This window comes from Dechloromonas denitrificans (genome assembly GCF_001551835.1).
GTDB lineage: Bacteria > Pseudomonadota > Gammaproteobacteria > Burkholderiales > Rhodocyclaceae > Azonexus > Azonexus denitrificans.
In genome coordinates this window covers 359043-383362 of the sequence record NZ_LODL01000019.1, presented here as the reverse complement: position 1 = coordinate 383362, position 24320 = coordinate 359043, and the positions used below count along the sequence as shown (strand labels likewise).

Sequence of the window (24320 nt, the reverse complement as noted above, 5' to 3'; positions counted from 1 at the left end):
TGTTTTCACCGCCCGGTTCATCCGCATGGAATTCTTCGCGCAGTTCATCGACATCATTCTCCACCTCGACAAGCACCTGGCCCTGATGGTGCAGCAGTACGGCTTGTGGATCTACGGCATTCTCTTCTTCATCGTCTTTGCCGAAACGGGCTTCGTCGTCTTTCCCTTCCTGCCCGGCGACTCGCTGCTCTTCGTGGCCGGTGCGCTGGCCGCGATCGGCGAGGGCGGCATGAACATCTTCACGCTGATCGCCATCCTGACCGCGGCGGCAGTGCTTGGCAATACCGTCAATTACCAGATCGGCCGCTTCTTCGGGCCCAAGGTCTTCCACTGGGAAAGCTCGCGCTTCTTCAACAAGGCGGCGCTGCTGAAGACCCATGTCTTCTACGAGAAGCACGGCGGCAAGACGCTGGTCATCTCGCGTTTCCTGCCGCTGTTCCGCACCTTCGCCCCGTTCGTCGCCGGCATCGGTTCGATGAGCTACGCCCGCTTCACGCTGTTCAACCTGCTCGGCGCGCTGGGCTGGGTCGTCTCGCTGTGCCTGGCCGGTTACTGGCTGGGCAACATCCCGTGGATCAAGGCCAACCTGTCGCTGATGATCGTCGGCATCATCCTGTTCTCCTTCATTCCGCTCGCCATCGGCTACCTGAAGAGCAGGTCGGCCTGATGCACTGGCCGGTCCTCTTTCTCTCCGCCTTGTCGTTGATGGCCTGCACGACGAAGCTGGGGAAAGATGGCCGGACGGAGTCGGCGGTGGACGTCAGATATCTGGCCAAAACCGAGGTTGACCGCATTGCTGAAGCCAACCGGACGGAAGTGGTCAACGGCCTGCTGCTGATTGCCGACAAGCTCTACAAGCGCAATCCGAAGGAATGGAAGAAGGCCGGCCTGGCCAGCCGCGAGGCGGCGCTGGAAAGGCTGCGCCAGCGCCAGTACCGGAGCTGGCCGGAATTCAACGGCCAGCGCGAACGGCAGACGGCGGCGCTGGCCTTCAACGAAGCCTATGGCGGCGACCGGGTCGCGGCGCTGATTTTCGGTTTGCTGACCATGGTCGATGCCGCTTTCGAGCACAAGGATGCGTTTTACATTCTCGACAGCCTGAACGAAATGAAGCTGTTCAATTCGGCCCGCAACATGGAAGTGGCGGTCTGGAAACTGGGCAACGACCGCACTGCGGCCGGCGAACTGTTCATGCTCTCGAACGAGCTCGACCCGGCCAACCGCAACCTGTCATTCGAACGCGAATTCGGACGGATCATGGGCTTGCTCGATTTCATGGCCAAAGTGGTGGCCGATCGCAACGGCCGCGCTCTGTCGCGGCTGACCCAGTCGGTCGTCACCATGGTCTTTTTACCTGTGAGTTTTTGAAATGAAGAATATCGTCATCCTGATTTCCGGTCGCGGCAGCAACATGGAGGCGTTGATCGCTGCCCGCGATGCCGGCAATCTGCCGGTCAACATCGCTGCCGTAATCAGCAACCGGCCCGATGCCAAAGGCCTGGAGACCGCCCAGCGGGCCGGCATCGAGGCCCACTTCATCGATCACAAGGCGTTCGCCGGGCGCGAAGCCTTCGATGGTGCGCTGGCCGAATGCATCGACGGCTTTGCGCCGGACCTGGTCGTGCTGGCCGGTTTCATGCGCATCCTCAGTGAAGGATTCGTCCGTCGTTACGAAGGCCGGCTGATCAACATCCACCCCTCGCTGCTGCCTTCCTTCCCCGGTTTGCACACGCACCAGCGGGCGCTCGAAGAGGGCGTGCGCATTCACGGTTGCACCGTACATTTCGTGACGCCGGCCCTCGACCACGGCCCGGTCATCATCCAGGCCGCCGTGCCGGTGCTCGACGACGATACCGAGGCCATGCTGGCCGCCCGCATCCTGACCCAGGAACACCGGATCTACCCGCAGGCCGTGCGCTGGTTCGCCGAAGACAAGCTACGCCTGGAAAATGGCCGGGTCCGCCTGGCCGCTGGGCAGAATGACGGTGCCGCGCTGATCGCGCCCGAGGTGCGCTAAGCGGCAATGCCTTTCGTACTGATCCTGGCGCTGGCCGGTTCGCTGGCCGTGCATGGCGTCGCCTTGTTCGGTACGGATGTCGAGCTGTTCGGGGGCGGCCCCGAGCCGGCGCCGCTGCAGGTCGAACTGCAAGTAACGCCGCCGGCCCCGGTCGCGGCGCCGGTAGTCACTAAGCCGGCGGTCAAGGCCAAGCCGAAGGTGCTGGCCAGCGCCCGCCATACCGCGCCGGCGATTACGACGCCAGTCGTCGCTGCTCCGGAAGCCGGGCTCGAAACCCCTCCGGAAATCGCCCCGCCAACGCCGTCGACCGCAGGCCTTGCCCCGGTCAAGCCAGTCAAGCCGGTGCTGGCGGCCAGGGGCACGATCCGCTTTGCCATTTTCAAGGAATCGCTTGGCCTGCAGGTCGGCCGGGCCGAACATCATTGGGAGTTTGGCGAGGACGGCAGTTACCGGCTGACCGGCGTCACTGAGACCAGCGGCCTGGCCGCCTTGCTGAAGCCGGTTCGCCTCGAAATCGAAAGTCGCGGCCAACTGGTCGCCGGCGGCCTGCGCCCGGATACGTTCCGCAGCCGCAAGAACGGCAAGGATGCCAACGAAAATGCCGATTTCGACTGGTCGACCGCAGCGGTCAGCCTGTCGCGCGACGGCAGCGTGCGCCAGATCGTGCCGGGCACGCAGGACATCCTGTCGCTCAATTACCAGCTTGCCTACCTCGGCCGGCTGGCCGAGGGGCGCGACATCGGCGTCGTCACCGGCAAGAAGTACGAACGCTATGCGCTCGACTCGCTGGGTGAGGAGGAACTTGAAACGCCGGCCGGCCGTTTTCGCACGCTGCACCTGCGGGCGCTGACCGATAACACGACAGAAATCTGGATTGCGCTCGATCGGCAGCGCTTGCCGGTTAAAATTCGCTTTACCGATAAAAAGGGCGAGAGTTTCGAACAGGTGGTGACCGAGATCGGTACCGCCGGCGAAGCGCCTCGGCCAGACGTTGCTGCACCCGCTGCACAACCGCCATTTTAGGATTGCAATGAAAGCTCGCTTCACGCCCGCCCTGTTTGCCCATGCCGAAGCCGTACTCGGCCAGTTGCTGCGTTTCGATCACCCGGCCGATGCCGTGGTTTCGCGCTATTTCCGTGAACATCGCCAGCTCGGCCACGCCGACCGCGCCTTCGTCGCCGAAACGGTGTTCGCCGTGCTGCGCCGCGGGCGTAGCCTGGAAGCCCGTTGCGGCGAGCCGATCTCCGATCGCAGGTTGCTGCTCGTCGCGCTCGCCGTGACGCGCGGCTGGAGCCAGCGCGAACTGGCGCCGGTGCTGCGGGCGAACGAAGAAGAATGGCTGGCGGCGGCCAAGGCGAAGCCGGAAGCCGACTTGGCGCCGGCCGTCCGTTGCGACCTGCCGGACTGGCTGTACAACCGGCTGGAAGCGCAGTTCGGCGCCGAGGAAACGCTGAAGCTGGCGCAGGCGGTCAATCTGCCGGCGCCGCTCGACCTGCGCGTCAATACCCTGAAAACCAGCCGCGAGGCGTTGCTCGAACGGCTGGCCGACGAAGGGATCAGTGCCGTGGCCGGTCCGCTGTCGCCGACCGCGGTGCGGCTGCGCGAAAAGCCGGCGCTGGCCAAGCATGCGCTGTTCCTCGAAGGCGCTTTCGAGGTTCAGGACGAAGGCAGCCAGTTGCTCGGCTACCTGCTCGAACCGAAGCGCGGCGAAGCGGTGGTCGATTTCTGCGCCGGCGCTGGCGGCAAGACGCTGCTGCTCGGCGCGCTGATGAAGAACACCGGCCGCCTCTATGCCTTCGATGTCTCCGACAAGCGGCTGGCCAAGCTGAAGCCGCGCCTGGCCCGTTCGGGCTTATCCAACGTCCATCCGGCCCGGATCGAGCACGAGCGCGACACCAAGATCAAGCGCCTGGCCGGCAAGGTCGATCGCGTGCTGGTCGATGCGCCCTGTTCCGGCCTCGGCACCCTGCGCCGCAATCCCGACCTGAAGTGGCGGCAGAGCGAGGAATCGGTCGCCGAACTGACCGTCAAGCAGGCCGCCATCCTCGATGCCGCTGCCAAGATGGTCCGCCCCGGCGGCCGCGTCGTTTATGCCACCTGCAGCCTGTTGACCGCCGAGAACGATGCCATCGTCGACGCCTTCCTGGCCAGCCACCCGGATTTCACGCTGACCCCGGCCTCGGCCGTGCTGGCCAAGCATGGCATTGCCCTGGACGGTGACCTGCTGCGCCTGCTACCGCATCAGCACAACACCGATGGCTTCTTTGCCGCTGTGCTGGACAAGAAGGCATGACGCAGAAAAATCCGGCCCTGCAGCTATTCAACGACCTCTGGCAGGACGTTCGCGATCCGGATTTTATCTGGCAGGTGCTCGCCCTCGTCGTCTGTCTCGGGGTTGCTTCGCTGTTCGCCCGCTGGTGGCGCAGCCAGCGCGCCGAAGGCGCCGGCCGCCTGAGCGATGCCAGCGCCCGGCTGGCCTTTCCGCTGACCGGCATGATCCTGGTCGGCCTCACCCGTCTGCTGCTCAAGCCCTTCATTCACGTCAATCTGCTCAAGCTGGCGATGCCGCTGCTCGGCTCGATGGCGCTCGTCCGCGGCGTCGTCTTCGTGCTTCGCCAGGCCTTTCCAAGCGCCACCTGGCTGACCGCCTGGGAGCGCATCATCGCGGCCGTCGTCTGGAGCTGGCTGGCGCTTTACATCACCGATCTGGCACCCTATGTGATCGATGCGCTGGAGCAGGTCGATTTTTCCATCGGCAAGCAGAAGGTCGATCTGTGGATGATCCTGCATGGCGCGGTCACCGTCTTCCTGACCGTCGTTGCCGCACTGTGGGTGGCCGGCCTGTTCGAACGCAAGCTGATGCGCGTCGAGACCCTCGACTCCAGTCTGCGCATCGTCGGCATCCGCGTCGCCAAGGCGCTGCTGACGGTGATTGCCATCGTCGCCAGCCTGTCGCTGGTCGGCATCGACATGACGGCGCTCTCGGTCTTTACCGGCGCCCTTGGTGTCGGTCTCGGTCTCGGTTTGCAGAAGATCGCCAGCAACTACGTATCCGGCTTCATCATCCTGCTCGACCGTTCGATCCGCATCGGCAACATCATCCAGATCGGTGCCGACAGTGGTCAGGTGACGCAGATCACGACGCGCTACACGGTCTTGAAGCATCCGGGCGGCACGGAGTTCATCGTGCCCAACGAAACGCTGATCGCCAGTACCGTCCAGAACCAGACTTACTCCGATTCGCGGCTGCGCCTGGCGACGACGATCGGTGTCGCCTACAGCACCGACCTCGACATCGCCATGGGCCTGATGGCCGAGGCCGCAGCGGCGCACCCCCGGGTGCTGGCCGATCCCGGGCCCAAGGTCTTCCTGACCATGTTTGCCGAAAGCAGCGTCAATCTCGAGCTTGGTTTCTGGATTGCCGATCCCGAAGAAGGCCGCGGCAACGTCGTGTCGGACATCAATCTTGCCATCTGGCGTGCCTTCCGCGAGCATGGCATCGAGATTCCCTACCCACAGCGCGAGGTCCGTATCGTGCACGAAAAAACGGCGGCATAACCCGGGGCCGGGTTGCCGCCGATTTTGCTCGGTGCACGTTCAATCAGGTCAGCGGCAGCAGGCTCCGCTCGAAGGCGCGCACGGCCCGTTGCTTGCGCTGTTTGGCGAAGGCGCGGGCGGCATGGGCGATGCGCTGACCCAGCTTGTCCAGATGCAGAAACTTCCTGGCCTTGCTCTTCGTCTTTTCCATGATGTCTCCTTGTTCGGTTGAGGGTGGATTCACTTTACCGAGGCGACAAACGGGCGTCTGTTCGACTTTTTGGCTGACTTTGTAACGCTGGCTGACCGGTTCATTTGCTGCCGAGCAGACGGCGGCGCAGCCAGTGATCGAGCGAGAACTTGCCCGGGCCGAGCAGGATCAGTGGCAGCAGCATGCCGAGGAAGAGGACCGGCAGCTTGAAATTGCCGAATCCCTGGTCGGTAAAGCGATAACCCATCAGCAATTCGCCCAGGTTCGCCCATGCCTCCGGCCAATGCACGCTGGCCGTGGCGACGACGGTGAGGATGAAGAGCGACAGCGCGAAAAAGCGGCTGCCGAGGCCGATGACCAACGCCACGGCGCCGACCAGTTCGAACCAGGTGGCCATCTGCCAGCTCAGTTCAGGCGGTAGCTGATTGAACGGGAAGGGGAAGCGCGCCTGGATATCAGAAAACCAGTTGCCGCCATTGAGTTTTTCCAGGCCGGATTCGAAGAAGTCCCAGCCGAGCAGCAGGCGCAGGCTGAGCAGGCCAAACCACAGGCCGACGGCGTCAATACCGTTCAGGGCGAGGGAAAGCGGCTGGGTGAGTGTCGTTTTCATGGCTGAACTCCGAGAATGATGCCCTGCCGATGGAAGTCTTCGAGTAGTGCGCGGCCGAAGGCCTGGAGGCTGGCCGGGTCGGGATGTTGCAATTCGTCGGCAAGCTGCCGGCAGGCGCGCTCGCCGCTGTTCGGGGCATTGCCCAGCAGCGTCAGCAAGCGGTGGGTAACCGGGTTGATCTCGACGAATTCGACTAGCTCGGCCGCATTGCGATAGACCACGAGATGGGTCGGCTGCGCGCGGCGTGGCCGGTAGTCCGGGCCTATCCGGTGCACCGGCCAAGCGTAGGGCAGATTGAGCAGGGCGGGATTGAGTACGATCGGCCGGGACATCAGGTCGCCGGCTGGATGGTGGGCGGCAATCGGGCAATCCATGGTGTCGACCGCCAACTCGGCCCATTCGTAATGCGCCAGTTCGGACAGCCAGGCCGGCATTGGCTGGCGAATGCCGCCTTCGTTCAGATAGCGGACGAACTCGCCGGGAATGTCGCGGAACCACGGACTCTGCGCTTTCCAGTCGCGATAGAAGGTGCGATTCAGCCGGCGCCAGCGCGTCTCGCCCAGCAGGCTGCGACAAACCGGGAAGCAGGCATCGAGAAAACCGGTCAGGTTGTTGAACAGCAGTTCGTTGTACACCTGCATCCGGCGAGCGGGAACGCCGGGCGGGCGTGGCGTGTGCCGCGGGTCGCGCAGGTGGCGGCCGAAGGCGCGCTGAAATGCCTGGAAGTCGGGCGCCTGCATCACGCCGCCTCGCGCCGCTTGCCGGCGGCAAACGCCTGGCGTTCGGCAATGCGGCGGACTTCGGCGTTCAACGTGGCGAGGTCGGGAATGTTGAAGTCGCGCTCCAGGCAGGTCGGCACGTCACCGATACGTTGGTAGGCGGCGTCGAGCAGCGACCACACCGGGTCGATGACTGTGGCCCCATGGGTGTCGATCAGCAGGCCGTCCGCTTCGACGTAATGGCCGGCGACATGGACATAGCAGGTGCGTTCGAGCGGCAGTTCATCCAGGAAGACCCGTGGATCGAAAGCGAAATTCCGGCTGTTGACGTAGATGTTGTTGACGTCGAGATGGAGCAGACAGTCGGCCTGGCGAACGATGGCGCTGATGAATTCCGTTTCTTGCATCTCTGCCCCCGGCGGGGCGACATAGTACGAGGCATTTTCGATGCCGATGCGCATGCCGAGAATGTCCTGGGCCCGACTGATGCGGTCGACCGTCCATTTGACGGCTTTTTCGCTGAGCGGAATCGGTAGCAGGTCGTAGAGCTGGCCGTCGTCGGCAGACCAGGCGAGGTGCTCGGTATACAGCGTCATGCCGTGTTCGTGCATGAAGGCCCTGATTTGCCGGAGCAGTGTTTCATCGAGCTGCGCCGGGCCGCCCAGCGACAGCGACAAGCCATGGCAAACGAAGGGGTAGCGTTCGGTGAAGTAGCGCAGGTCGCGGGCCGAACGCCCCCCCATGCCGGCCCAGTTTTCCGGAGCCAGTTCGAAGAAACTGATCGCCTCCGGCACGCCGCTCTTCAGCTCGGCAATCAGCTCTCGCCGAAAGCCAAGCCCGGCGCCCTGAGCGAGACGGCCCGGCAGAGCGCCTCTGCCCGCAGCGGGCGGGGGGCGCAGAAATTGTTGAGGCATCGTCTTCTCCAAGAGTACGGAGCGGGCAGGGCGAACCCCGCGCCGCAACCGGTCAATGCCTGCTTACTTCTTTTCGCCGCTCTTCTTGTCGGCGCCGCACTTGGCTTCGCCACACTTGCCGTCCTTCTTCTTTTCAGTGGCCTTCTTGTCCGCACCACATTTCGCTTCGCCGCATTTGCCATCCTTCATCTTGTCGGCCTGAGCCAGCTGGTAGCCGGCTTCGAGCTTGTTGGCAGCAAACGGGTTGTCGGCAGCGTGGGCGACCGGGCTCAGGGTGATGGCGGCAAAGGCGGAACCGACTGCCAGGGATACAAGGTTTTGCTTTTTCATGGTTTTCTCCGTTGGGATCGAGGTGCTTGGATCAGTCTTTTTGACTCATCCAGGCCCCCATCGCCTGACTCAGGAAACGGAACTGTCTTTCCATGCGGCGGCAGCCGATGCAGAACGCCAGGTGCAGGCGGAACTGCAAGCGTTCCCAAACACTGAGTCGGTGTTCCAGTTGTAGCGAGGCGAGGCGGCTGGCTTCCTTGCAAGAAATCATTTCGGTTCCTGTGTCGTTGGCTTGGGGGCCTGATCGATTAGTCGCCAGCCCCCTGAAAACCTTACAAATTATTTTGCAGTATGATCGGCAGCCCTGAGTCGCCAAACTGCCGCCATGAATCCAGACCCGCTGCATGACCCGGAGTTCCTCACCGCCCTGCGGCGCGACATGCTACGTTTTGCCGAAATGCAGCTACGCGATCGGGCGCGCGCCGAGGATGCGGTTCAGGAGGCCCTGGCCGGCGCCCTGCAGGGCAAGGAGAAGTTTGCCTCGCGCGCTTCACTGCGCACCTGGGTACTGGCCATCCTCAAGAACAAGATCGTGGATGTCCTGCGTCAGCGGGGGCGCGAACAAAGTGCTGCGGTCGACGTCGAAAATGACGAAGATTTGAATGCCTATTTCGATCAGCGTCAGCACTGGGCCGAAGATACCCGCCCTGCCGAGTGGCAGTCGCCGCAGCAGGCCATCGAAAACAAGCGTTTCTGGGCGGTCTTCGAGGCCTGTCTTTACCGCCTGCCCGAAACTGCTGCCCGTATCTTCACGATGCGCGAAGTACTCGGTTTCGACACCGACGAGATCTGCACGACTTTAGGGATCAGCAACAACAATTGCTGGGTCCAGATGCACCGGGCGAGACTGGCGCTGCGGGCCTGCCTGGGCGCCAACTGGTTTGGCGAGGCCGCCTAGCGCCTCTGGCGGCGGCTTACTCCGGCGTTTTTGGTTTGCGTTGCAGCTGTTTGGCGAAGGCCGCATCGTTCTTGGTGATACGGGGCGCCTTCTGCGGCCCGGTCGCGTTGACGAAACGGACGAAATCATCGAGCTCGAGCGGTTCGGAGAGGCGGTTTTCGCCGCCCTCGATCTGCTCGCGCAGTTCAAACCGGCCATTGCCGAGCAGCACCATGAAATAGCGGTCTGTCGTGCTCCGCTCATTCAGGCGGGCAACGGCGGCGCTGGCACGAGTTGAACGCATGCGGTCTGCCCCGTTTCAGGCGGCCGGTGCAGTCTCGACCGCGGCGCTGGCCACGGCTACACCGTCGTCCGCTTCGGGCGTGGCATCATCGGTGCTTGCCTTGCCGGCGAGTTTGGCCAAGCGCTTTTCTTCCTGCTTGGCTTTTTTGGCCAGGTCTCTCTGGCGCTTTTCGAACTGATAGTTGGGTTTGGCCAAGTGGCCTCCTTGGTGTGCCCGCGAGGGCGGTGGAATAGGAAGTGCGCTGAGTGAATGCAGTACGCATCAGGCGTACCGCAACTTTGATCAGCTGATCACCCCGGGTCTGTCATGATGCCCACTTTTGGACTCGCCGTTGAATAATTATTCGCTGAACGGTCCGAATTGTTCGGCAGAGGGCAGTTTGCCGGGGCTTATTTGTATTTCTTGAAGACCGCCTTGGCGTCGAGATGGGCGCGGTCGAGCGTGCAAATGCTTGGCTCGTCGTCGTGGCCGCTGAAGAAATCATCGGCCTGGGCGCGCATTACCATTTTGATCGCGGCTTGGTCGCTGACGTCGTATTTTTCGGTGATCAGCGTGGTTACTTCATCGAGATGTTCTTCGTAAGTCATCGGGGTGTCCGCTTTGTTCATGTTAACCGGCCTGCTGCTTGCGGCGCAGCATGTAAACGTAGAGCGATTCGACGCGCTCCCTGGCCCAGGGCGTCCGGCGCAGGAATTTCAGGCTAGAGGCGATACTCGGGTCGTGCGTGAAGCAGCGGATTTCGATCTGCCGTCCCAGTTCTTCCCAGCCATAGGCCTCGACCAGCGCATGCAGGATTTTTTCCAGCGTGATGCCGTGGAGCGGATTGTTGGCTTGTGTTTCGTTCATGGCGTTCAGACTCGGTTTTCCTCGATCAGCGGGTAGATACGGCCACCCGCCAGCAGACGACGTTCATCGATGCATTCGCTGGATCCCATCGCGAATTCCCGGCAGATGAAAGGGCGTCGTTCGTAAATGGTACAGCGCATGGTGTTGCGATCAAGCGCGGCGCACCAGCCATCGCCGAGTCGACGCATTACCCAGCCGCCCCAGCGGTCTTCCTGGCTCAGATGGGCGGGGACGTCGTCGTCGCCCATCAGCAAGACTTCGAGCTGGCAGCAGCAGGCCTCGCAGTTGGCGCACGATACGTCCAGTTGATCGTCAGGGGTGTCCGGAGTGGGTTTGATGTTCATGGGGCGGTATTGTCCCATGTCTGCACCAGCCCTTCGGCGGCCGGCAAAAAAAACCCCGCCACGAGGGCGGGGTAACAGGGAGGTCTCGAATCGGGGGATATTCGAGAGGAGGGTAAAACGGGTTCAGCCTTTGTCGCGACGTTTCTTCAACCAGTGGCGACTGGCGGCGATCACGACACCGGCGGCAATCGCGGCGGCTATCGCTTTCAGCGGTTCAGCCTGGCCGTCAGCCAGCCAGTCAAAACCCGCGACGCCGACAAAGACACCGAGGCTTTCGTTGATTGGCAGGTTGTCGGCGAAGGCCATTAGCGTACTGTGCGGACCGGAATGGTGGCCAGCTGCGGCTGGGCCGGCAGCATGCCAAAAAGGTATTGGCGGGCGGCTTCGATAAACTGTCTGATGTTCGTGTCCAGCATTTCGTTGTTCTCCTTTGCTTGCTGTCAATCCATGCATCGCATTCTAGGGAGTGCATGGCAAGGCGTCTGTTGCGCAAGCGTGCGTATGACGTAACGTTGCTTGATGCTTTATGACGCTTCGTAACAGATGCTCGGAGATCGCCTACTGGTGGGCTTTCCAGTCTAGCGTAAAGCGTGCGCCGCCGAGCGGTGCGGCCGCTGCGGTGGCGTTGCCGCCATGCAGTTCGAGTACGCGGCGGGCGATGGCGAGACCGAGGCCATAGCCGCCGGTCGAGCGGTCACGCGAGCGGTCGAGGCGGGTGAAGGCGGAGAAGATGTGCTCGCGCTCTTCCGGCGGGATGCCGATGCCGTCGTCGTCGACGTGGATACGGACGCGCTCGCCATCTAGCTCAGCACTGACCGCGATCCGGCTGCTGGCGTATTTGAAGGCGTTGCGCAGCAGGTTGCGCAGCGCATAGGGCATTGCTTTGCGGTCGAGGTCGACACAGAGGTTTTCCGGCAGTTGGTCAGTGTTGACCGCGACATCGAGGTTGCGGCCGAGCAGACGGACGCTGTCGACTTCGTCGCTCAGCCATTCGGCGAAGGGAACGCTGGAGAAATGCGGTTCCGGCGCTTCGCGCTCGAAGCGGGCGTAGGTCAGGCTGGTGTCGATCAGTTGATCGAGTTCGTCGAGGTCGGCCTCCATCATCGACCACAGGCGTTCCCGCTCGGCCTGCTGGTCGGTCTCGGTCAGCATCTCGAGGGCGAAGCGCATGCGGGCGATCGGCGTCCGCAGTTCGTGCGAAATGCCGCAGGAGAGTTCGCGGTGGGTGGCGAGCAACTGTTGGACGCGTTCGGCCATGTTGTTCATGGTGTCGGCGAGCGGCGCGAAGAGCTGGCTGCGGGCGCTTGGTGAGCGGGCTTCGAAGTCGCCGTCGCCGAGGTCGCGGGCCGTCTGGCGCAGCGCTTCCAGATCGCGCCAGACCGGGCGCACCCAGAACCAGAGGGCGATCCCGAAGATCAGTCCGGTCAGGCTCCAGGTCAGTAGGCGCAGGCGGAGTTCGAGCGGTAGGCGTTCGGCGAGTTCGGGGTTGCGGTTGGAGGCGAGCGGGCCGACGACGAGGACGAGGCTGCTGGTGCCAAGCCGGTGGTACATGATGTCGCCGTCGTGATCGATGGCGATGTCGCCGGCGTCGAGCTTGACGACTTGGGGCGGGGTCAGCTTGCGGTCGAGCGACATGCGCTCGACGATGCCCAGCTTGTAGGAAAACTTCTCGTCGAGATCCTTGATTTTTCGTTGCCAGGTGCTGCGCGGATGACGGAACAGTTCATCCTCGATCAAGGTGATCGTGCCGCGCATGAAGCGGCGGGCGTAGTCGTCGGTGATGCCGCGCTGGGCGGTGGAAATGACGAAATCAGCGGTAAAGGCAATGGCGACGAAGGAGCCCATCGCCAGCAGGTAGAAGTTGAAGAACAGCTTGGACAGGCTGTAGCGCCCGCCGCGCCAGCGCGGCAGCGAGACCCGGAAGAGCGAGCGGGCAAGGCCCTGGCTGCGCTCCTTTTCGGCGCTTTCGCCGCCGGGAAACTCAGTTCCAGTCATGCTTGCTGAACAGGTAGCCTTTGCCGCGCACGGTCTTGATCCGGGTCGGATTCTCGGGGTCGTCGTTCAGCTTCTTGCGCAGGCGTGAGATACGGGCGTCGATCGAGCGATCAAGGCCATCGAAGCCGATGCCCCGCAGTTCCTGCAGCAGGTCGTCGCGCGAAAGGACGTTGCCGGCATGCGTGGCGAGCAGCCAGAGGAGGTCGAATTCGGCGGTGGTCAGGTCGATGGTTTCGTCGCTCAGCGACGCGGTGCGTGTTGCCTGGCTGATGCGGAATTGGCCGAAGACCATTTTTTCCGATTCGTTCTGCGGGCTGTCGCCGGCGGTCGGCAGGCGGCGCAGCAGGGCCTTGATGCGGGCGAGCAGGACGCGCGGCTGGACGGGCTTGGCGATGTAGTCGTCGGCGCCCATTTCGAGGCCGAGAATCTGGTCGAAATCCTCATCACGGGCGGTCAGCATCAGGATGACCCCGCGGTATTGCTGGCGCACGGCGCGGCAGACGGCGAAACCGTCCTTGCCGGGCAGCATGACGTCGAGGATCACCAGGTCCGGCTGTTCGGCCAGGATGCGTCCTTCGGCGGTGTCGCCGCGCGGTTCGATACTGACCTGCAAGTCGTTCTTGGTCAGGTACTCGGCCGTCAATTCGGCCAGTCGTTCATCGTCTTCGACGAGCAGGATACGTGTATTCATGGCGCCATCTTAATGGGGGTGAGTCCTGCGGTCCACCGGCAAAAACAGGCGATTTCCGCGAAAAATTTGCCCCAATGGCGCAGCCTGCGGTGCGGCATTGGGGCATGGGGGCCGGGCATTCGACGAGAACTCAGTCCTCGAAGAACTCCTTGACCTTGTCCATCCACGACTTGGAGCGCGGGTTGTGCTTGGCGTTGTTGTCGCGGCTGGATTCCTCCAGTTCGCGCAGTAACTCCTTCTGGCGCTCGGTCAGGTTCACCGGGGTTTCGACCACGACATGGCACATCAGGTCGCCATGGGTGTGGCTGCGGACGCCCTTGATGCCCTTGCCGCGCAGACGGAAGACCCGGCCGGACTGCGTTTCCGGCGGAATCTTGATGGCGGCGGCGCCATCCAGCGTCGGGATTTCGATCTCGCCGCCGAGCGCAGCCGCGGTGAAGGAAATCGGCATTTCGCAATGCAGGTCGTTGTGGTCGCGGGTGAATACGGCGTGCTGCTTGAGGTGAATCTGGACGTAGAGGTCGCCCGGCGGGCCGCCATTGACGCCATGTTCGCCTTCGCCGGCCAGCCGGATGCGATCGCCTTCATCGACTCCAGCCGGAATCTTGACGGCCAGCGTCTTGTGCTGCTTGATGCGCCCGGCGCCACCGCAACTCTTGCAAGGTTCCGGAATGTAGCGGCCGGTGCCGTGGCATTTCGGACAGGTCTGCTGGATCGAGAAGAATCCCTGCTGCAGACGGACCTGGCCCGAGCCTTGGCAGGTCGGGCAGGTCTTCGCCTGGGTGCCCGGCTTGGCACCGCTGCCGCTACACGGCTCGCAGACTTCCATGGTCGGAATGCGGATCTTGGTTTCCGTGCCGTGCGCGGCCTGTTCGAGCGTGATTTCGAGGTTGTAGCGGAGATCGGCGCCGCGATAGATGTTGGAACGGCCACCGCCGCCGCCACCACCCCGGCCACCGAAGATTTCGTCGAAGATGCCGCCGAAGGCATCGGCAAAACCACCGCCGCCGCCACCGAAACCACCGCCCATGCCGGACTGCGGATCAACGCCGGCATGGCCGTACTGGTCGTAGGCGGCCCGCTTCTGGCCATCCGACAGAATCTCGTAGGCTTCCTTGCATTCCTTGAATTTCTCCTCGGCCGCCGGGTTGTCCGGATTGCGGTCGGGGTGATGCTTCATGGCCAGCTTGCGGTAGGCCTTCTTGATCTCGTCTTCGCTGGCGTCGCGGTTGACGCCGAGAATTTCGTAAAAATCGCGTTTTGACATTTCTTCTACCCGTCAAGTGACAAAGGCGCCGAGCGCCGCCGGAGGTTTCCGGTAGGCTCGGCGCCGGGCTGTGAGGCCAGGAATTACTTCTTGTCCTTGTTCACTTCGGTGAATTCGGCATCGACGACATCGCCTTCGACGGTCTTCTCGCCGCCGGCCTGTTGCTGGCCGGCTGCACCGGCACCGGCGGCAGCGCCTTCGGCCTGCTGCTGGGCGTACATCTTTTCACCCAGCTTCTGGGCAGCCTGGCTGAGGGCTTCGGTCTTGGCGACGATGGTGTCCTTGTCGCCGTCGCGCAGCACGGATTCGACGTCCTTGATCGCGGCTTCGATGCTTTCCTTTTCAGCAGCATCCAGCTTGTCGCCGTACTCGGTCAGCGACTTCTTGACCATGTGCACCATGCCGTCGGCCTGGTTGCGGGCATCGGCCAGTTCGTGCACCTTCTTGTCGTCTTCGGCGTGCAGCTCGGCATCCTTGACCATGGCCTGGATTTCAGCCTCGCTCAAGCCGGAGTTGGCCTTGATCGTGATCTTGTTTTCCTTGCCGGTCGCCTTGTCCTTGGCGGTGACGTGCATGATGCCGTTGGCGTCGATGTCGAAGATGACTTCGATCTGCGGCGTGCCGCGCGGGGCCGGCGGGATGCCTTCCAGGTTGAACTGGCCGAGGCTCTTGTTGCCGGAAGCAACTTCGCGCTCGCCCTGGAGGACGTGGATGGTCACGGCGTTCTGGTTGTCATCGGCGGTCGAGAAGGTCTGCGAGGCCTTGGTCGGGATCGTCGTGTTCTTCTGGATCAGCTTGGTCATGATGCCGCCCAGGGTTTCGATACCAAGGGAGAGCGGGGTGACGTCGAGCAGCAGCACGTCCTTGACTTCGCCTTGCAGCACGCCGCCCTGGATGGCGGCACCGACGGCAACGGCTTCGTCAGGATTGACGTCCTTGCGCGGCTCTTTGCCGAAGATTTCCTTGACCTTGTCCTGCACCTTGGGCATGCGGGATTGACCGCCGACCAGGATGATATCGTCGATGTCGCTGATCTTGCAGCCGGCATCTTTCAACGCGGTGACGCACGGCGCGACGGTACGCTCGACCAGTTCATCGACCAGCGATTCGAACTTGGCGCGGGTGATCTTCAGTGCCAGGTGCTTCGGGCCAGAGGCATCGGCGGTGATGTAGGGCAGGTTGATTTCGGTCTGCTGGCTGGAGGAGAGCTCAATCTTCGCCTTTTCGGCGGCTTCCTTGAGGCGCTGCAGGGCGAGCACGTCCTGCTTCAGGTTAACGCCGGATTCCTTCTTGAATTCGTCAATGATGTAGTCGATTAGGCGCTGGTCGAAGTCCTCACCGCCGAGGAAGGTGTCGCCGTTGGTGGCCAGCACTTCGAACTGCTTTTCGCCATCGACGTCGGCGATTTCAATGATCGAGATGTCGAAGGTGCCGCCGCCCAAGTCATAAACGGCGATCTTGCGGTCCTTGCCGGCGGCCTTGTCCATGCCGAAGGCAAGGGCAGCAGCGGTCGGTTCGTTGATGATGCGCTTGACTTCCAGACCGGCGATCCGGCCGGCGTCCTTGGTGGCCTGGCGCTGGCTGTCGTTGAAGTAGGCCGGCACGGTGATGACGGCTTCGGTGACTTCCTCGCCGAGGTAGTCTTCGGCGGTCTTCTTCATCTTGCGCAGCACTTCGGCGGAAACCTGCGGCGGAGCGATTTTTTTGTCGCGCACTTGCACCCAGGCGTCGCCGTTGTCGGCCTTGACGATCTTGTAGGGCATCAGGGCGATGTCCTTCTGCACTTCCTTCTCTTCGAAACGGCGACCGATCAAACGCTTGACGGCATACAGCGTGTTCATCGGGTTGGTCACGGCCTGACGCTTGGCCGGTGCGCCGGAGAGGATTTCACCATCTTCGGCATAGCCGATGATGGACGGCGTGGTGCGTGCGCCTTCGGAGTTTTCGATAACCTTCGGCTGGCCGCCTTCCATGATGGCCACGCAGCTATTCGTCGTGCCGAGGTCAATACCAATGATCTTGCCCATGTTTTGTTCCTTTAGTGAATTCGAGTGGATTGCTGATGTTCTGGATTTGGGGGCGGCGCCCCGGATTTCAAGACTTTGCTTTGGCGACCATGACCAGCGCCGGGCGCAGGGTCCGATCAGCGATCAGGTAGCCCTTCTGCAGCACGGTCACCACGGTATTGGCTTCCTGTTCGGAGTCGACCATGCCGATGGCCTGGTGCTTGTGCGGATCGAACTTCTCGCCGGCCGGATTGACTTCAACCAAGGCGTTCTTCTCGAAAGCGGAAACCAGTTGCTTCAAGGTCAGTTCGACACCGGACTTGAAACTTTCAACGGTCTGCTCCGGCACGGCCAGCGCGGCTTCCAGGCTGTCCTTGACGGCCAGCAGTTCGCCGGCAAACTTCTCGACGGCGAACTTGTGCGCCTTGGAAATGTCTTCCTGGGCGCGGCGACGGATGTTTTCGCCTTCGGCCTTGGCGCGCAACCAGGCATCGTAATGTTCGGCGGCCTTCAGTTCGAGTTGGCGGAATTGCTCCTCGATGCTGGGCAGGGTGTCGGTGTGAGCTTCTGCGGCCGGCGCAGCGACTGGTTCGGTTACAGGTTCATTGCCCAGCATGGCTTCCTGGGTGTGTTCGTTGTTTGACATGCGTGGTTCTCCCAAAAATCTGTTTCGATAGATGGGGCGGCTTCAAGGTTTTTCAAGAGCAGGATCGTGAATATTCTCGAGATGGCAAAATTGCTGCCGATCCGCTACCTGCGTGCTACGATAAATCCGTATTTTTTACTGCGCATCCTGAATGGAAAAAATCGGCAAATACCGGGTGGTACGCGAACTGGGCAAGGGCGCGACGGCTACGGTCTACCTCTGTGATGATCCCGATTCCGAAAGCCAGGTCGCCGTCAAGGTGATCCGCTTCGGGCAGGATAGTGCGGCCATGTCGCGCCGGATGCGCAAGCTGTTCCAGAATGAAGGGATGGTCTCGAAGCGGCTGGACCACCCGAATATCGTGCATGTCTTCGATGCCGTGGTTGAGAACGACTTCGCCTATCTGGCGATGGAGTACGTCGAAGGCTTCAACCTCGAACAGCATTGCCGGATCGATCGCCTGTTGCCGATGTATCGCGTCATCAGCATCATTTTCAAGTGCTGCATGGCGCTCGATAGCGCCTACCGCCAGGGCATCATTCATCGCGATATCAAGCCGGCCAACATCATGGTCGCCGCTGACGACGAGCCGAAAATCGCCGATTTCGGCCTGGCCCTGAACATGAACAAGGACATGGATCGCGATTCGACCTTCATCATGGGGGTCGGCTCACCGGCCTACATGTCGCCGGAGCAGATCAAGGGCTATCCGCTCAACCAGAAAACCGACCTCTATTCGCTGGGTGTCGTCATGTTCCAGTTGCTGACCGGGCGTCTGCCGTTTCGTGCCGCGAATCAAGCAACGCTGATCTATCGCATCATCAATACCGATGCGCCGGCCATTACCGCCCTCAGCCCGAATCTGCCGGAAGGCCTGAATGCCATCATGCGGCGGGCGCTGGAAAAGGATCTGTACAGCCGTTACCGGAATGGCGCCGAGTTCGCCAAGGATTTGGCCGCCGTTCGTTACCAGATACTGGAAGAGGACGATACGGCGCAGGACATGAGCCATTTCGAAACCCTGCGCAAACTGGAGTTCTTTACCGAATTTGAAAACGAAGAACTCTGGGAGGTTCTGCGGGTTGCCGTCTGGCGCGAGATTGCACCGAATGTTGCGCTGATCCGTGAAGGCGAGCGCAACAAGCTGTTTGGCATCGTCATTTCCGGTTGTGTCGAGATTTCAATCGGCGGCAAGGCGCTCTGCCGGCTGGGACCGAGCGAGCCGGTTGGCGAAGTGGCTTTCCTGCACCCAGACAGCGATCAGCGCTACGCGACGGCGGTCACGCTGGAAAAAACGCTGTTTCTTGAAGTCAACGCCGCGGCTCTGGCTCTCTCTTCGGAAGAGCTCGACGGGCGGATGCGCAATGCCTTGCTGGCCCGGATGATCCGGCGCCTGCGCGAGGTCAACAAGATTGCCGCATCACTGGGCCAGCCGGCGGTGGAGGCGGGGACCGGTTCGCTGAGCGGAATGCCGCGTTCGCGCCCGGGCGGCGGCCTCGATCTGGAACTGGCGCCGATGTGAAAACCGCCTCATTCGAGGCGGTTTTTCTTTGGGGCTGGTGCTAGGCGTTCATACCTTGAAGCGGCCCACCATCGCCGCCAGACCTTCGGCCAGGCGTTTCAGGTCGTGGGCGGCACCGGCCGTCTGCTCCACCGTTCCCGAGTTGTCGCGGGCCATGCCCGCAATCGCTTCGATGCTGGCTTCGACGTTGCCCGAGAAGCGGCGCTGCTGATCCGTTTCTGCCGCAATGTTGTCGAGGCCGTGCCCGACTTCGGTGACCGAGCCATTGGTTGCCTGCAGCACGTTGGAGACGGTCGCCACGGCGCTCTGGCTGCTTTCCAGGTGTTCGAGTCCTTCCTCGATGCTGCGCCGGACGGCGACCGACTGGGCGCTGAGCATGGCAGTGATAGCATCGATTTCGCTGGCCGAGCGGGAAGATTTCTCCGCCAGCTTGCGTACCTCGTCCGCGACCACGGCAAAGCCGCGACCCTGCTCGCCGGCACGGGCAGCTTCGATGGCGGCATTCAGGGCCAGCAGATTGGTCTGCTCGGCAATGTCCTTGACCTCGCGGGTCATGCTGGTAATCGCTTCAGTGTTGCGGACGAATTCGTTGACCGAGGTTGCCATTTCCTTGACGGCCCGTTCGACGACATTCATTTCGCCAAGCAGGACGTTCAGGTTGCGGCTGCCCTCGTTGGCACGGGCCAGGCTTTCCTGCGACTGATGCTGGACGTGCTCGGCGCTCTGGGCGATCGACGAAATGCTGGAGACCAGTTGCTCAACGGCGGTTGCCGCTTCGTTGGACTTCTCGTTCTGCAGGTGCGAGCTTTGCGAGACGCGGTCGGCGTTGTCCGACAGGGCAGCCACCCGGGCCGAAACCTGGCTGGCCGAGTCGCGGACCTGGCGCACCAGCTGGTTGAAGTTTTCCATCATTTCATTGAAGACGAGGGCGGCCTGGCCGACTTCGTCCTTGCCCTTGATCGGCAGGCGTCGGGTCAGGTCGCCTTCGCCACTGGCTATGTCGCGCAAACCCTTGCGCATTTCATCGAGCGGAGCCGTGACAAAATGATGGGTCAGCAGGTAAATGATGACGAGCAGGGCGCCGACGGCAGCCAGCGCAACGCCGGCAATCTTCAGGCGGAAGGCGGCAACATCGGACTCGACGGAGTCGAGCGAGACTTTCATGCTGACGACGCCGAGCACCGTGCCTTCGGGTACCTGGTGACAGAGGATACAGTCCTTACCGAGGTAGTTTTTGGAAGCCTTGGTCGGATTGATGACATGCAGGAAAGAGTTGCCGCCGGCCGATTCAACCGAGAGGTACGGGGTGCCCGAGGCCATGACCTGCTTTTCGAGGGCGTCGAGTTCGCGCTTGCTCTTGGTGTCCGGGCCGTACAATTTGGCGACGGCATCGCTGCGGGCGACATGCAGGTCCTTGATGATCGACAGTTGCTTGATCTGGTCGAGAAATACCTCGCGCTGGCCGACCGTGCCGGTGATCATCATGCCGGTCAGGCCGGCCATGGTCATTTCGTGGATGCTTTGCGCGAAATCCTGCGCCTGTCGGATGGCGGTGTCGCGGTTGACCTGCGTGGCCCAGACGATCACGATCGTCCAGATAATCGCCAGTGTCAGCCAGATGGCTGCAGTCAGGCGGACCCATATTTTCAAGTCAGCAAAGCGTGGCATTTTTCCCCCGGTGTTATGCCCATCGCCGCCCTTATTTTCAGGCGGTCAGGTCGATCTGCTGGATTGTGCCAGCCCTTCCATCTTCCTGCAAAAAAACGCCGGAATTGCGAATTTCACCAAGCATCTGATTTGCATAATTTTTGATCTGGAATGGCGTCTCGATACGGCTTAGTGAGATGGCGCCGACCCCGGCTTCGGTCAGCGACTGAAGCAGGTCTTCGTTGGCTGCATTGCGACTCCAGACTTGCAACTGCTGGTAGGCCGCATCATTTTCGTCAATCCAGCCATTCTTGTCGTCGTCCAGCGCGGCCAGTTCCTGGAAGCCATCGCCGCTGGTCGGACCGAACAACTCCTGGCCGTTGTTGATGTGGCCGTCGCGATTGCGGTCGAAGACGAGAAAGCCGCTGCACTGGCCGACGAAGTTGATTTGTTCCTTGCTGCCATCGGCATTGAGGTCGAAGGCGAAGCGCTGGTCGGTCAGTTGCGCGGCGTTGCCTGAGAAGTTGAGGACCAGTGGGTCCACCTTGCGAGCGGCGTCGCCCAGGCGCAGGCTGATATTGCTTTCTTCATGGTAGGTGCGCTGCATCGATAGCTGCAGATCGAAGCTGATGCTCCACCCGTCTGCCGTCGTCACTGAACCGCTGGCCGAAAAGCTGGTTTGTTCGGTTTCGGTGTATGACTCGTGATAGTCGTATTCGACGCCGTAGCCAGCGGGGGGCGGTGGCGATGCGGCCTGGCTGGCGGGCGCGTTGGCATTGCCGAACGCCGCAGGCTCGGTGCGGGGCTGCAGGTCGACGGCGTCGAAGATCTTGAATCTGCGGCCTGTCAGATATTCCAGCATCGAGCGGATCAAATTGAGCTTCGGATCATGGTCGACCGCAGCATCACTCTCGCTGGCGCCGCATTCCGAACTCTGGGCTGATTTGGCGGCATCCGACAGGGCGACGGTATCGGTCAGCGAGCGGTTGGGGCGGCTGTCTTCATCCGGCAAGTTTGGCCGGCGCTGACCGACCCACATGCTCAGTGACTCGCGCGTTTCACGTTGTTGCAGACTGACGTGCGAAGAAGCCATCTGCAGGTTGGCGCTGGCAATTTTCATGATGGGCTCCGCTAACGTTGTGACACGTTGTTAACGGCGCCCGGGCTTGAAAGTTAAGTTTTGTAAAGATGGGCTTGCAGCCAGCGTTTCAGCGAGCCAAGGTCAAGCGCGCCGCTTTGCCGGGCAACTTCCTGCCCGTTTCTGAAAACGGCCAGCGTCGGAATGCTGCGGATGTTGAAGCGGGTCGCCAGTTGTTGCTCGGCCTCGGTATTCAGCTTGGTGAAGCAGGCGCGGGGCTCCAGTTCGGCCGCCGCCTGGGCGAAGGTCGGGGCCATCGTTCGGCAGGGACCGCACCAGGGCGCCCAGAAGTCGACAACAACAGGCAAGTCGCTGCGCCCGATCACCCGGTCGAAGTTGCCGCGATTCAGATCAAGCGGCTGCCCGGTGAACAAGGGCAGCTTGCATTGGCCGCAGATGGGGGCGTCGGACAGGCGCGCCGTAGCGACCCGATTGACCGCGTTACAGTGCGGGCAGACGATATGCAGGCTGGGGGTCATACAGGGCTCCGGTTGATCAGGTTTTTCTGATATGGGGCCCGGAGCCCGGATTTCAAGCGTGGGCGCCGAGTTTCATGGCCAGTCCGGCGGTCGTTTCCTGAGCCTTGGGATCGATGGCAGCTTTGCTCGGCCAACCGGCGAGATGGCGCTCGACGATGTGGGTCAGGGCGTGCAGCCAGCGGTTGTCTTCATTGAGTGCCGGAATGTAGTGGTATTCCTTGCCACCGGCGGCGAGAAAGTCATCGCGGCCTTCCTGGGCAATTTCCTCCAGCGTTTCCAGGCAGTCGGCAACGAAACCCGGGCAGATGATGTCCACCCGGCCAATGCCTTCCTTGCCCAGGGCGTGCAGGGTCGGGGCGGTGTAGGGCTGGAGCCATTCGGCCTTGCCGAAACGTGACTGGAAACAGATCTTGTATTGCTCGGGCTGCAAATTCAGGCGTTCGGCGAGCAGGCGTCCGGTTTTCTGGCATTCGCAGAAATAGGGGTCGCCGAGGTCGAGGCTGCGCTTGGGGAGACCGTGAAAACTGATGATCAGACGGTCGTTGGCCGTCAGTTGGCCATGACTTTGCCAGTGCTGGCGTACTGTTTTTTCGAGAGCGGCGACATAGCCGGGATCGTCGTGAAAGTTGCGGATGAAGCGCATTTCCGGCTGGTTGCGGGTCTGCAGCAGCCAGCGACAGGCTTCGTCGACGACGGTGGCCGTGGTGCTCGCGGCGTATTGCGGATACATCGGCACGATCAGGATGCGCGTCGCCCCGTTGGCCTTGAGGCGGGCCAGCACCTCCGGCATCGAGGGTGAGCCGTAGCGCATGGCCCAGGTTACGGTCAGGTGATGGCCCTGCTCACCAAGATAGCCGGCCAGCAATTTGGCCTGGCGTTCGGTGTGGACCCGCAAGGGCGAGCCTTCCGGCATCCAGACCGAAGCATATTTGGCGGCTGATTTCTTGGGGCGGATATTGAGGATGATGCCATGCAGGATCAGCCACCAGATTGGCCGGGGAATTTCGACGACGCGGGGGTCGGACAGGAACTGCCGGAGATAGCGCTTCAGCGACGGGGCGTCCGGGGCATCGGGCGTGCCGAGATTGACCAGCACGACGGCAGTAGTCGCCGGTGTGCCGTGCTTGTGCGGCAGTTCGGGGAGAAAACGGGGCATTAGTTGTCCGACTTGTAGGAGAGGGCGCTGGAAAGCAGTTTGGCAGTGATGTCGACGATCGGGATGACGCGCTCGTAAGCCATGCGGGTCGGACCGATGACGCCGACCGAGCCGACAATCTGGCCGTCGACGGTGTAGGGGGCGGCGATGACGCTGCATTCATCGAGCGGGGCGATGCCGGATTCTCCGCCGATGTAAATCTGCACGCCTTCGGCCCGGTTGGAAACATCGAGCAGGCGCATCAGGCTGGAGCGCTGATCGAATAGATCGAACAGCTCGCGCAGGCGCTTCATGTTCGACGACAGCTCCTCGACATCGAGCAGGTTTTTCTCGCCCGAAATGACGTAGGGCGCGGTCTCTTCCGAGAGTGCGGCATCGCCGGCTTCGAGCGCCAGGTTCATCAGCGGTTTGATGTCGTCGCGCAGTTGCTGGATTTCCTGGGTCAGGCGATGGCGGATCTGTTCGAAATCCATGCCGGCAAAATGCTGGTTCAGGTAATTGGCGGCGGTGACCAGTTCGGAGGGCGAGTAGGCTTTCTCGGTATTCAGTATCCGGTTCTGTACGTCGCCGTCGGTGGTGACGATGATCAGCAGGATGCGTTTTTCCGCCAGGCTCAGGAATTCGACCTGGCGGATACGGCTGGCGGCCCGTCGCGGCGCCATTACCACCCCGGCAAAGTGGGTCAGGCCAGAGAGCAGTTGCGAGGCGCTGGCGATGATCTGGCTTGAGGGCAGGCCGTGCAGCGCCTCTTCCATCGCGCCGCGCTGCCGTGCTTCGAGCGGTTGTACGGTCAGCAGGCTGTCGACGAAAAGCCGGTAGCCGCGTGGTGTCGGTACTCGGCCGGCCGAGGTGTGCGGGCTGGCGACGAAACCGGCTTCCTCGAGGTCGGCCATCACGTTGCGGATGGTGGCCGGCGACAGGTCGAGGCCGGAAAAACGTGATAAGGCGCGCGAGCCGACCGGTTGGCCGTCGGCAATGTAATGCTCGACCAGGGTCTTGAGAAGGGTGCGTGAGCGGTTATCCAGCATGGCAGGGCATTGTACAAAAAACCGGGGGCGGTGTTA

30 protein-coding genes are annotated in these 24320 nt (G+C 62.1%); 8 read left to right on the top strand and 22 right to left on the bottom strand.

What is annotated here, in order from left to right; translation table 11 throughout:
* The first annotated feature begins 25 nt into the window (after window positions 1-25).
* Genes AT959_RS09635 through AT959_RS09610 form a run of 6 tightly spaced genes read left to right on the top strand, consistent with a single transcriptional unit; the run spans window position 26 to window position 5575 of the window.
* Window positions 26-667, top strand: a complete 642-nt coding sequence (locus AT959_RS09635; protein WP_066883050.1) for a DedA family protein — start codon at window positions 26-28, stop codon at window positions 665-667.
* On the top strand, window positions 667-1368 hold the full coding sequence (locus AT959_RS22130; protein WP_066882762.1) for a hypothetical protein: 702 nt from the start codon (window positions 667-669) through the stop codon (window positions 1366-1368). Before AT959_RS09635 ends, AT959_RS22130 begins: the two co-directional genes overlap by 1 nt.
* 1 nt (window position 1369) lies before the next feature.
* Entirely contained in the window at window positions 1370-2017 is a 648-nt protein-coding gene (purN, locus tag AT959_RS09625; RefSeq protein WP_066882761.1) for a phosphoribosylglycinamide formyltransferase, read from the top strand.
* Window positions 2018-2023: 6 nt separating this feature from the next.
* Window positions 2024-3040 carry a DUF3108 domain-containing protein gene (locus AT959_RS09620; protein ID WP_066882760.1) on the top strand — a complete coding sequence of 339 codons (1017 nt, stop codon included), beginning with the start codon at window positions 2024-2026 and terminating at the stop codon, window positions 3038-3040.
* Between the two features lie 7 nt (window positions 3041-3047).
* A complete protein-coding gene (locus AT959_RS09615; protein WP_066882759.1) occupies window positions 3048-4310 on the top strand; it encodes an RsmB/NOP family class I SAM-dependent RNA methyltransferase in 1263 nt (420 codons plus the stop codon).
* A complete protein-coding gene (locus AT959_RS09610; protein ID WP_066882758.1) occupies window positions 4307-5575 on the top strand; it encodes a mechanosensitive ion channel family protein in 1269 nt (422 codons plus the stop codon). Before AT959_RS09615 ends, AT959_RS09610 begins: the two co-directional genes overlap by 4 nt.
* A gap of 43 nt (window positions 5576-5618) precedes the next feature.
* Here AT959_RS09610 and AT959_RS21105 read toward each other — a convergent pair whose 3' ends face one another.
* From AT959_RS21105 to AT959_RS09585, 6 genes are all read right to left on the bottom strand, one after another.
* Window positions 5619-5765, bottom strand: a complete 147-nt coding sequence (locus AT959_RS21105; RefSeq protein WP_153131513.1) for a hypothetical protein — start codon at window positions 5763-5765, stop codon at window positions 5619-5621.
* A gap of 100 nt (window positions 5766-5865) precedes the next feature.
* Window positions 5866-6375 carry an HvfX family Cu-binding RiPP maturation protein gene (locus AT959_RS09605; RefSeq protein WP_066882757.1) on the bottom strand — a complete coding sequence of 170 codons (510 nt, stop codon included), beginning with the start codon at window positions 6373-6375 and terminating at the stop codon, window positions 5866-5868.
* Window positions 6372-7115: an HvfC family RiPP maturation protein gene (locus tag AT959_RS09600; RefSeq protein WP_066882756.1), complete on the bottom strand. Its 744-nt coding sequence runs from the start codon at window positions 7113-7115 to the stop codon at window positions 6372-6374. Before AT959_RS09600 ends, AT959_RS09605 begins: the two co-directional genes overlap by 4 nt.
* Complete coding sequence (locus tag AT959_RS09595) at window positions 7115-8008, bottom strand: HvfB family MNIO-type RiPP peptide maturase (RefSeq protein WP_083518316.1); 894 nt, start codon at window positions 8006-8008, stop codon at window positions 7115-7117. The genes AT959_RS09600 and AT959_RS09595 overlap by 1 nt, the downstream gene beginning before the upstream one ends.
* A 63-nt stretch (window positions 8009-8071) precedes the next feature.
* Window positions 8072-8338, bottom strand: a complete 267-nt coding sequence (locus tag AT959_RS09590; protein WP_066882755.1) for an HvfA family oxazolone/thioamide-modified RiPP metallophore — start codon at window positions 8336-8338, stop codon at window positions 8072-8074.
* A 31-nt stretch (window positions 8339-8369) separates the two neighbouring features.
* Complete coding sequence (locus tag AT959_RS09585; RefSeq protein ID WP_066882754.1) at window positions 8370-8549, bottom strand: zf-HC2 domain-containing protein; 180 nt, start codon at window positions 8547-8549, stop codon at window positions 8370-8372.
* A gap of 114 nt (window positions 8550-8663) precedes the next feature.
* Here AT959_RS09585 and AT959_RS09580 point away from each other — a divergent pair, with 114 nt between their 5' ends.
* The gene (locus tag AT959_RS09580) at window positions 8664-9236 is read left to right on the top strand and encodes a sigma-70 family RNA polymerase sigma factor (RefSeq protein ID WP_066882753.1); all 573 of its coding nucleotides are present in this window, start codon (window positions 8664-8666) and stop codon (window positions 9234-9236) included.
* A gap of 16 nt (window positions 9237-9252) precedes the next feature.
* Here AT959_RS09580 and AT959_RS09575 read toward each other — a convergent pair whose 3' ends face one another.
* The 11 genes from AT959_RS09575 to grpE form a co-directional block, all read right to left on the bottom strand.
* A complete protein-coding gene (locus AT959_RS09575) occupies window positions 9253-9519 on the bottom strand; it encodes a hypothetical protein (RefSeq protein ID WP_066882752.1) in 267 nt (88 codons plus the stop codon).
* Window positions 9520-9534: 15 nt separating this feature from the next.
* Window positions 9535-9714, bottom strand: coding sequence for a hypothetical protein (locus AT959_RS09570; RefSeq protein ID WP_066882751.1), 180 nt, complete (start codon window positions 9712-9714; stop codon window positions 9535-9537).
* A gap of 194 nt (window positions 9715-9908) precedes the next feature.
* Window positions 9909-10106 carry a hypothetical protein gene (locus AT959_RS09565; RefSeq protein WP_205629892.1) on the bottom strand — a complete coding sequence of 66 codons (198 nt, stop codon included), beginning with the start codon at window positions 10104-10106 and terminating at the stop codon, window positions 9909-9911.
* Between the two features lie 22 nt (window positions 10107-10128).
* Window positions 10129-10365 carry a VF530 family protein gene (locus AT959_RS09560; RefSeq protein ID WP_066882749.1) on the bottom strand — a complete coding sequence of 79 codons (237 nt, stop codon included), beginning with the start codon at window positions 10363-10365 and terminating at the stop codon, window positions 10129-10131.
* Window positions 10366-10370: 5 nt separating this feature from the next.
* Window positions 10371-10709, bottom strand: coding sequence for a YkgJ family cysteine cluster protein (locus AT959_RS09555; RefSeq protein WP_066882748.1), 339 nt, complete (start codon window positions 10707-10709; stop codon window positions 10371-10373).
* A 123-nt stretch (window positions 10710-10832) separates the two neighbouring features.
* Window positions 10833-11015 (bottom strand): hypothetical protein, encoded by a 183-nt coding sequence (locus tag AT959_RS09550; protein WP_066882747.1) that lies wholly within the window; start codon window positions 11013-11015, stop codon window positions 10833-10835.
* A gap of 252 nt (window positions 11016-11267) precedes the next feature.
* Window positions 11268-12704 carry an ATP-binding protein gene (locus AT959_RS09545; protein WP_066882746.1) on the bottom strand — a complete coding sequence of 479 codons (1437 nt, stop codon included), beginning with the start codon at window positions 12702-12704 and terminating at the stop codon, window positions 11268-11270.
* Complete coding sequence (locus AT959_RS09540) at window positions 12691-13395, bottom strand: winged helix-turn-helix domain-containing protein (protein ID WP_066882745.1); 705 nt, start codon at window positions 13393-13395, stop codon at window positions 12691-12693. The genes AT959_RS09545 and AT959_RS09540 overlap by 14 nt, the downstream gene beginning before the upstream one ends.
* A 130-nt stretch (window positions 13396-13525) precedes the next feature.
* Window positions 13526-14662, bottom strand: coding sequence for a molecular chaperone DnaJ (gene dnaJ, locus AT959_RS09535; RefSeq protein ID WP_066882744.1), 1137 nt, complete (start codon window positions 14660-14662; stop codon window positions 13526-13528).
* An 83-nt stretch (window positions 14663-14745) separates the two neighbouring features.
* Window positions 14746-16689 carry a molecular chaperone DnaK gene (dnaK, locus tag AT959_RS09530; protein WP_066882743.1) on the bottom strand — a complete coding sequence of 648 codons (1944 nt, stop codon included), beginning with the start codon at window positions 16687-16689 and terminating at the stop codon, window positions 14746-14748.
* A 67-nt stretch (window positions 16690-16756) separates the two neighbouring features.
* Window positions 16757-17314 (bottom strand): nucleotide exchange factor GrpE, encoded by a 558-nt coding sequence (gene grpE / locus AT959_RS09525; RefSeq protein WP_083518315.1) that lies wholly within the window; start codon window positions 17312-17314, stop codon window positions 16757-16759.
* Between the two features lie 151 nt (window positions 17315-17465).
* Here grpE and AT959_RS09520 point away from each other — a divergent pair, with 151 nt between their 5' ends.
* Window positions 17466-18836 carry a protein kinase domain-containing protein gene (locus AT959_RS09520; protein WP_066882742.1) on the top strand — a complete coding sequence of 457 codons (1371 nt, stop codon included), beginning with the start codon at window positions 17466-17468 and terminating at the stop codon, window positions 18834-18836.
* A 48-nt stretch (window positions 18837-18884) separates the two neighbouring features.
* Here the strand turns inward: AT959_RS09520 and AT959_RS09515 are convergent, their stop codons facing one another.
* Genes AT959_RS09515 through hrcA form a run of 5 tightly spaced genes read right to left on the bottom strand, consistent with a single transcriptional unit; the run spans window position 18885 to window position 24284 of the window.
* Window positions 18885-20504: a methyl-accepting chemotaxis protein gene (locus AT959_RS09515; RefSeq protein WP_066882741.1), complete on the bottom strand. Its 1620-nt coding sequence runs from the start codon at window positions 20502-20504 to the stop codon at window positions 18885-18887.
* 37 nt (window positions 20505-20541) lie between these two features.
* A complete protein-coding gene (locus AT959_RS09510; protein WP_066882740.1) occupies window positions 20542-21603 on the bottom strand; it encodes a hypothetical protein in 1062 nt (353 codons plus the stop codon).
* Window positions 21604-21656: 53 nt separating this feature from the next.
* Window positions 21657-22100, bottom strand: coding sequence for a thioredoxin TrxC (gene trxC, locus AT959_RS09505; RefSeq protein WP_066882739.1), 444 nt, complete (start codon window positions 22098-22100; stop codon window positions 21657-21659).
* Between the two features lie 52 nt (window positions 22101-22152).
* Complete coding sequence (gene hemH, locus AT959_RS09500; protein ID WP_066882738.1) at window positions 22153-23256, bottom strand: ferrochelatase; 1104 nt, start codon at window positions 23254-23256, stop codon at window positions 22153-22155.
* Window positions 23256-24284, bottom strand: coding sequence for a heat-inducible transcriptional repressor HrcA (hrcA, locus tag AT959_RS09495; RefSeq protein ID WP_066882737.1), 1029 nt, complete (start codon window positions 24282-24284; stop codon window positions 23256-23258). Before hrcA ends, hemH begins: the two co-directional genes overlap by 1 nt.
* Window positions 24285-24320: the final 36 nt, after the last annotated feature.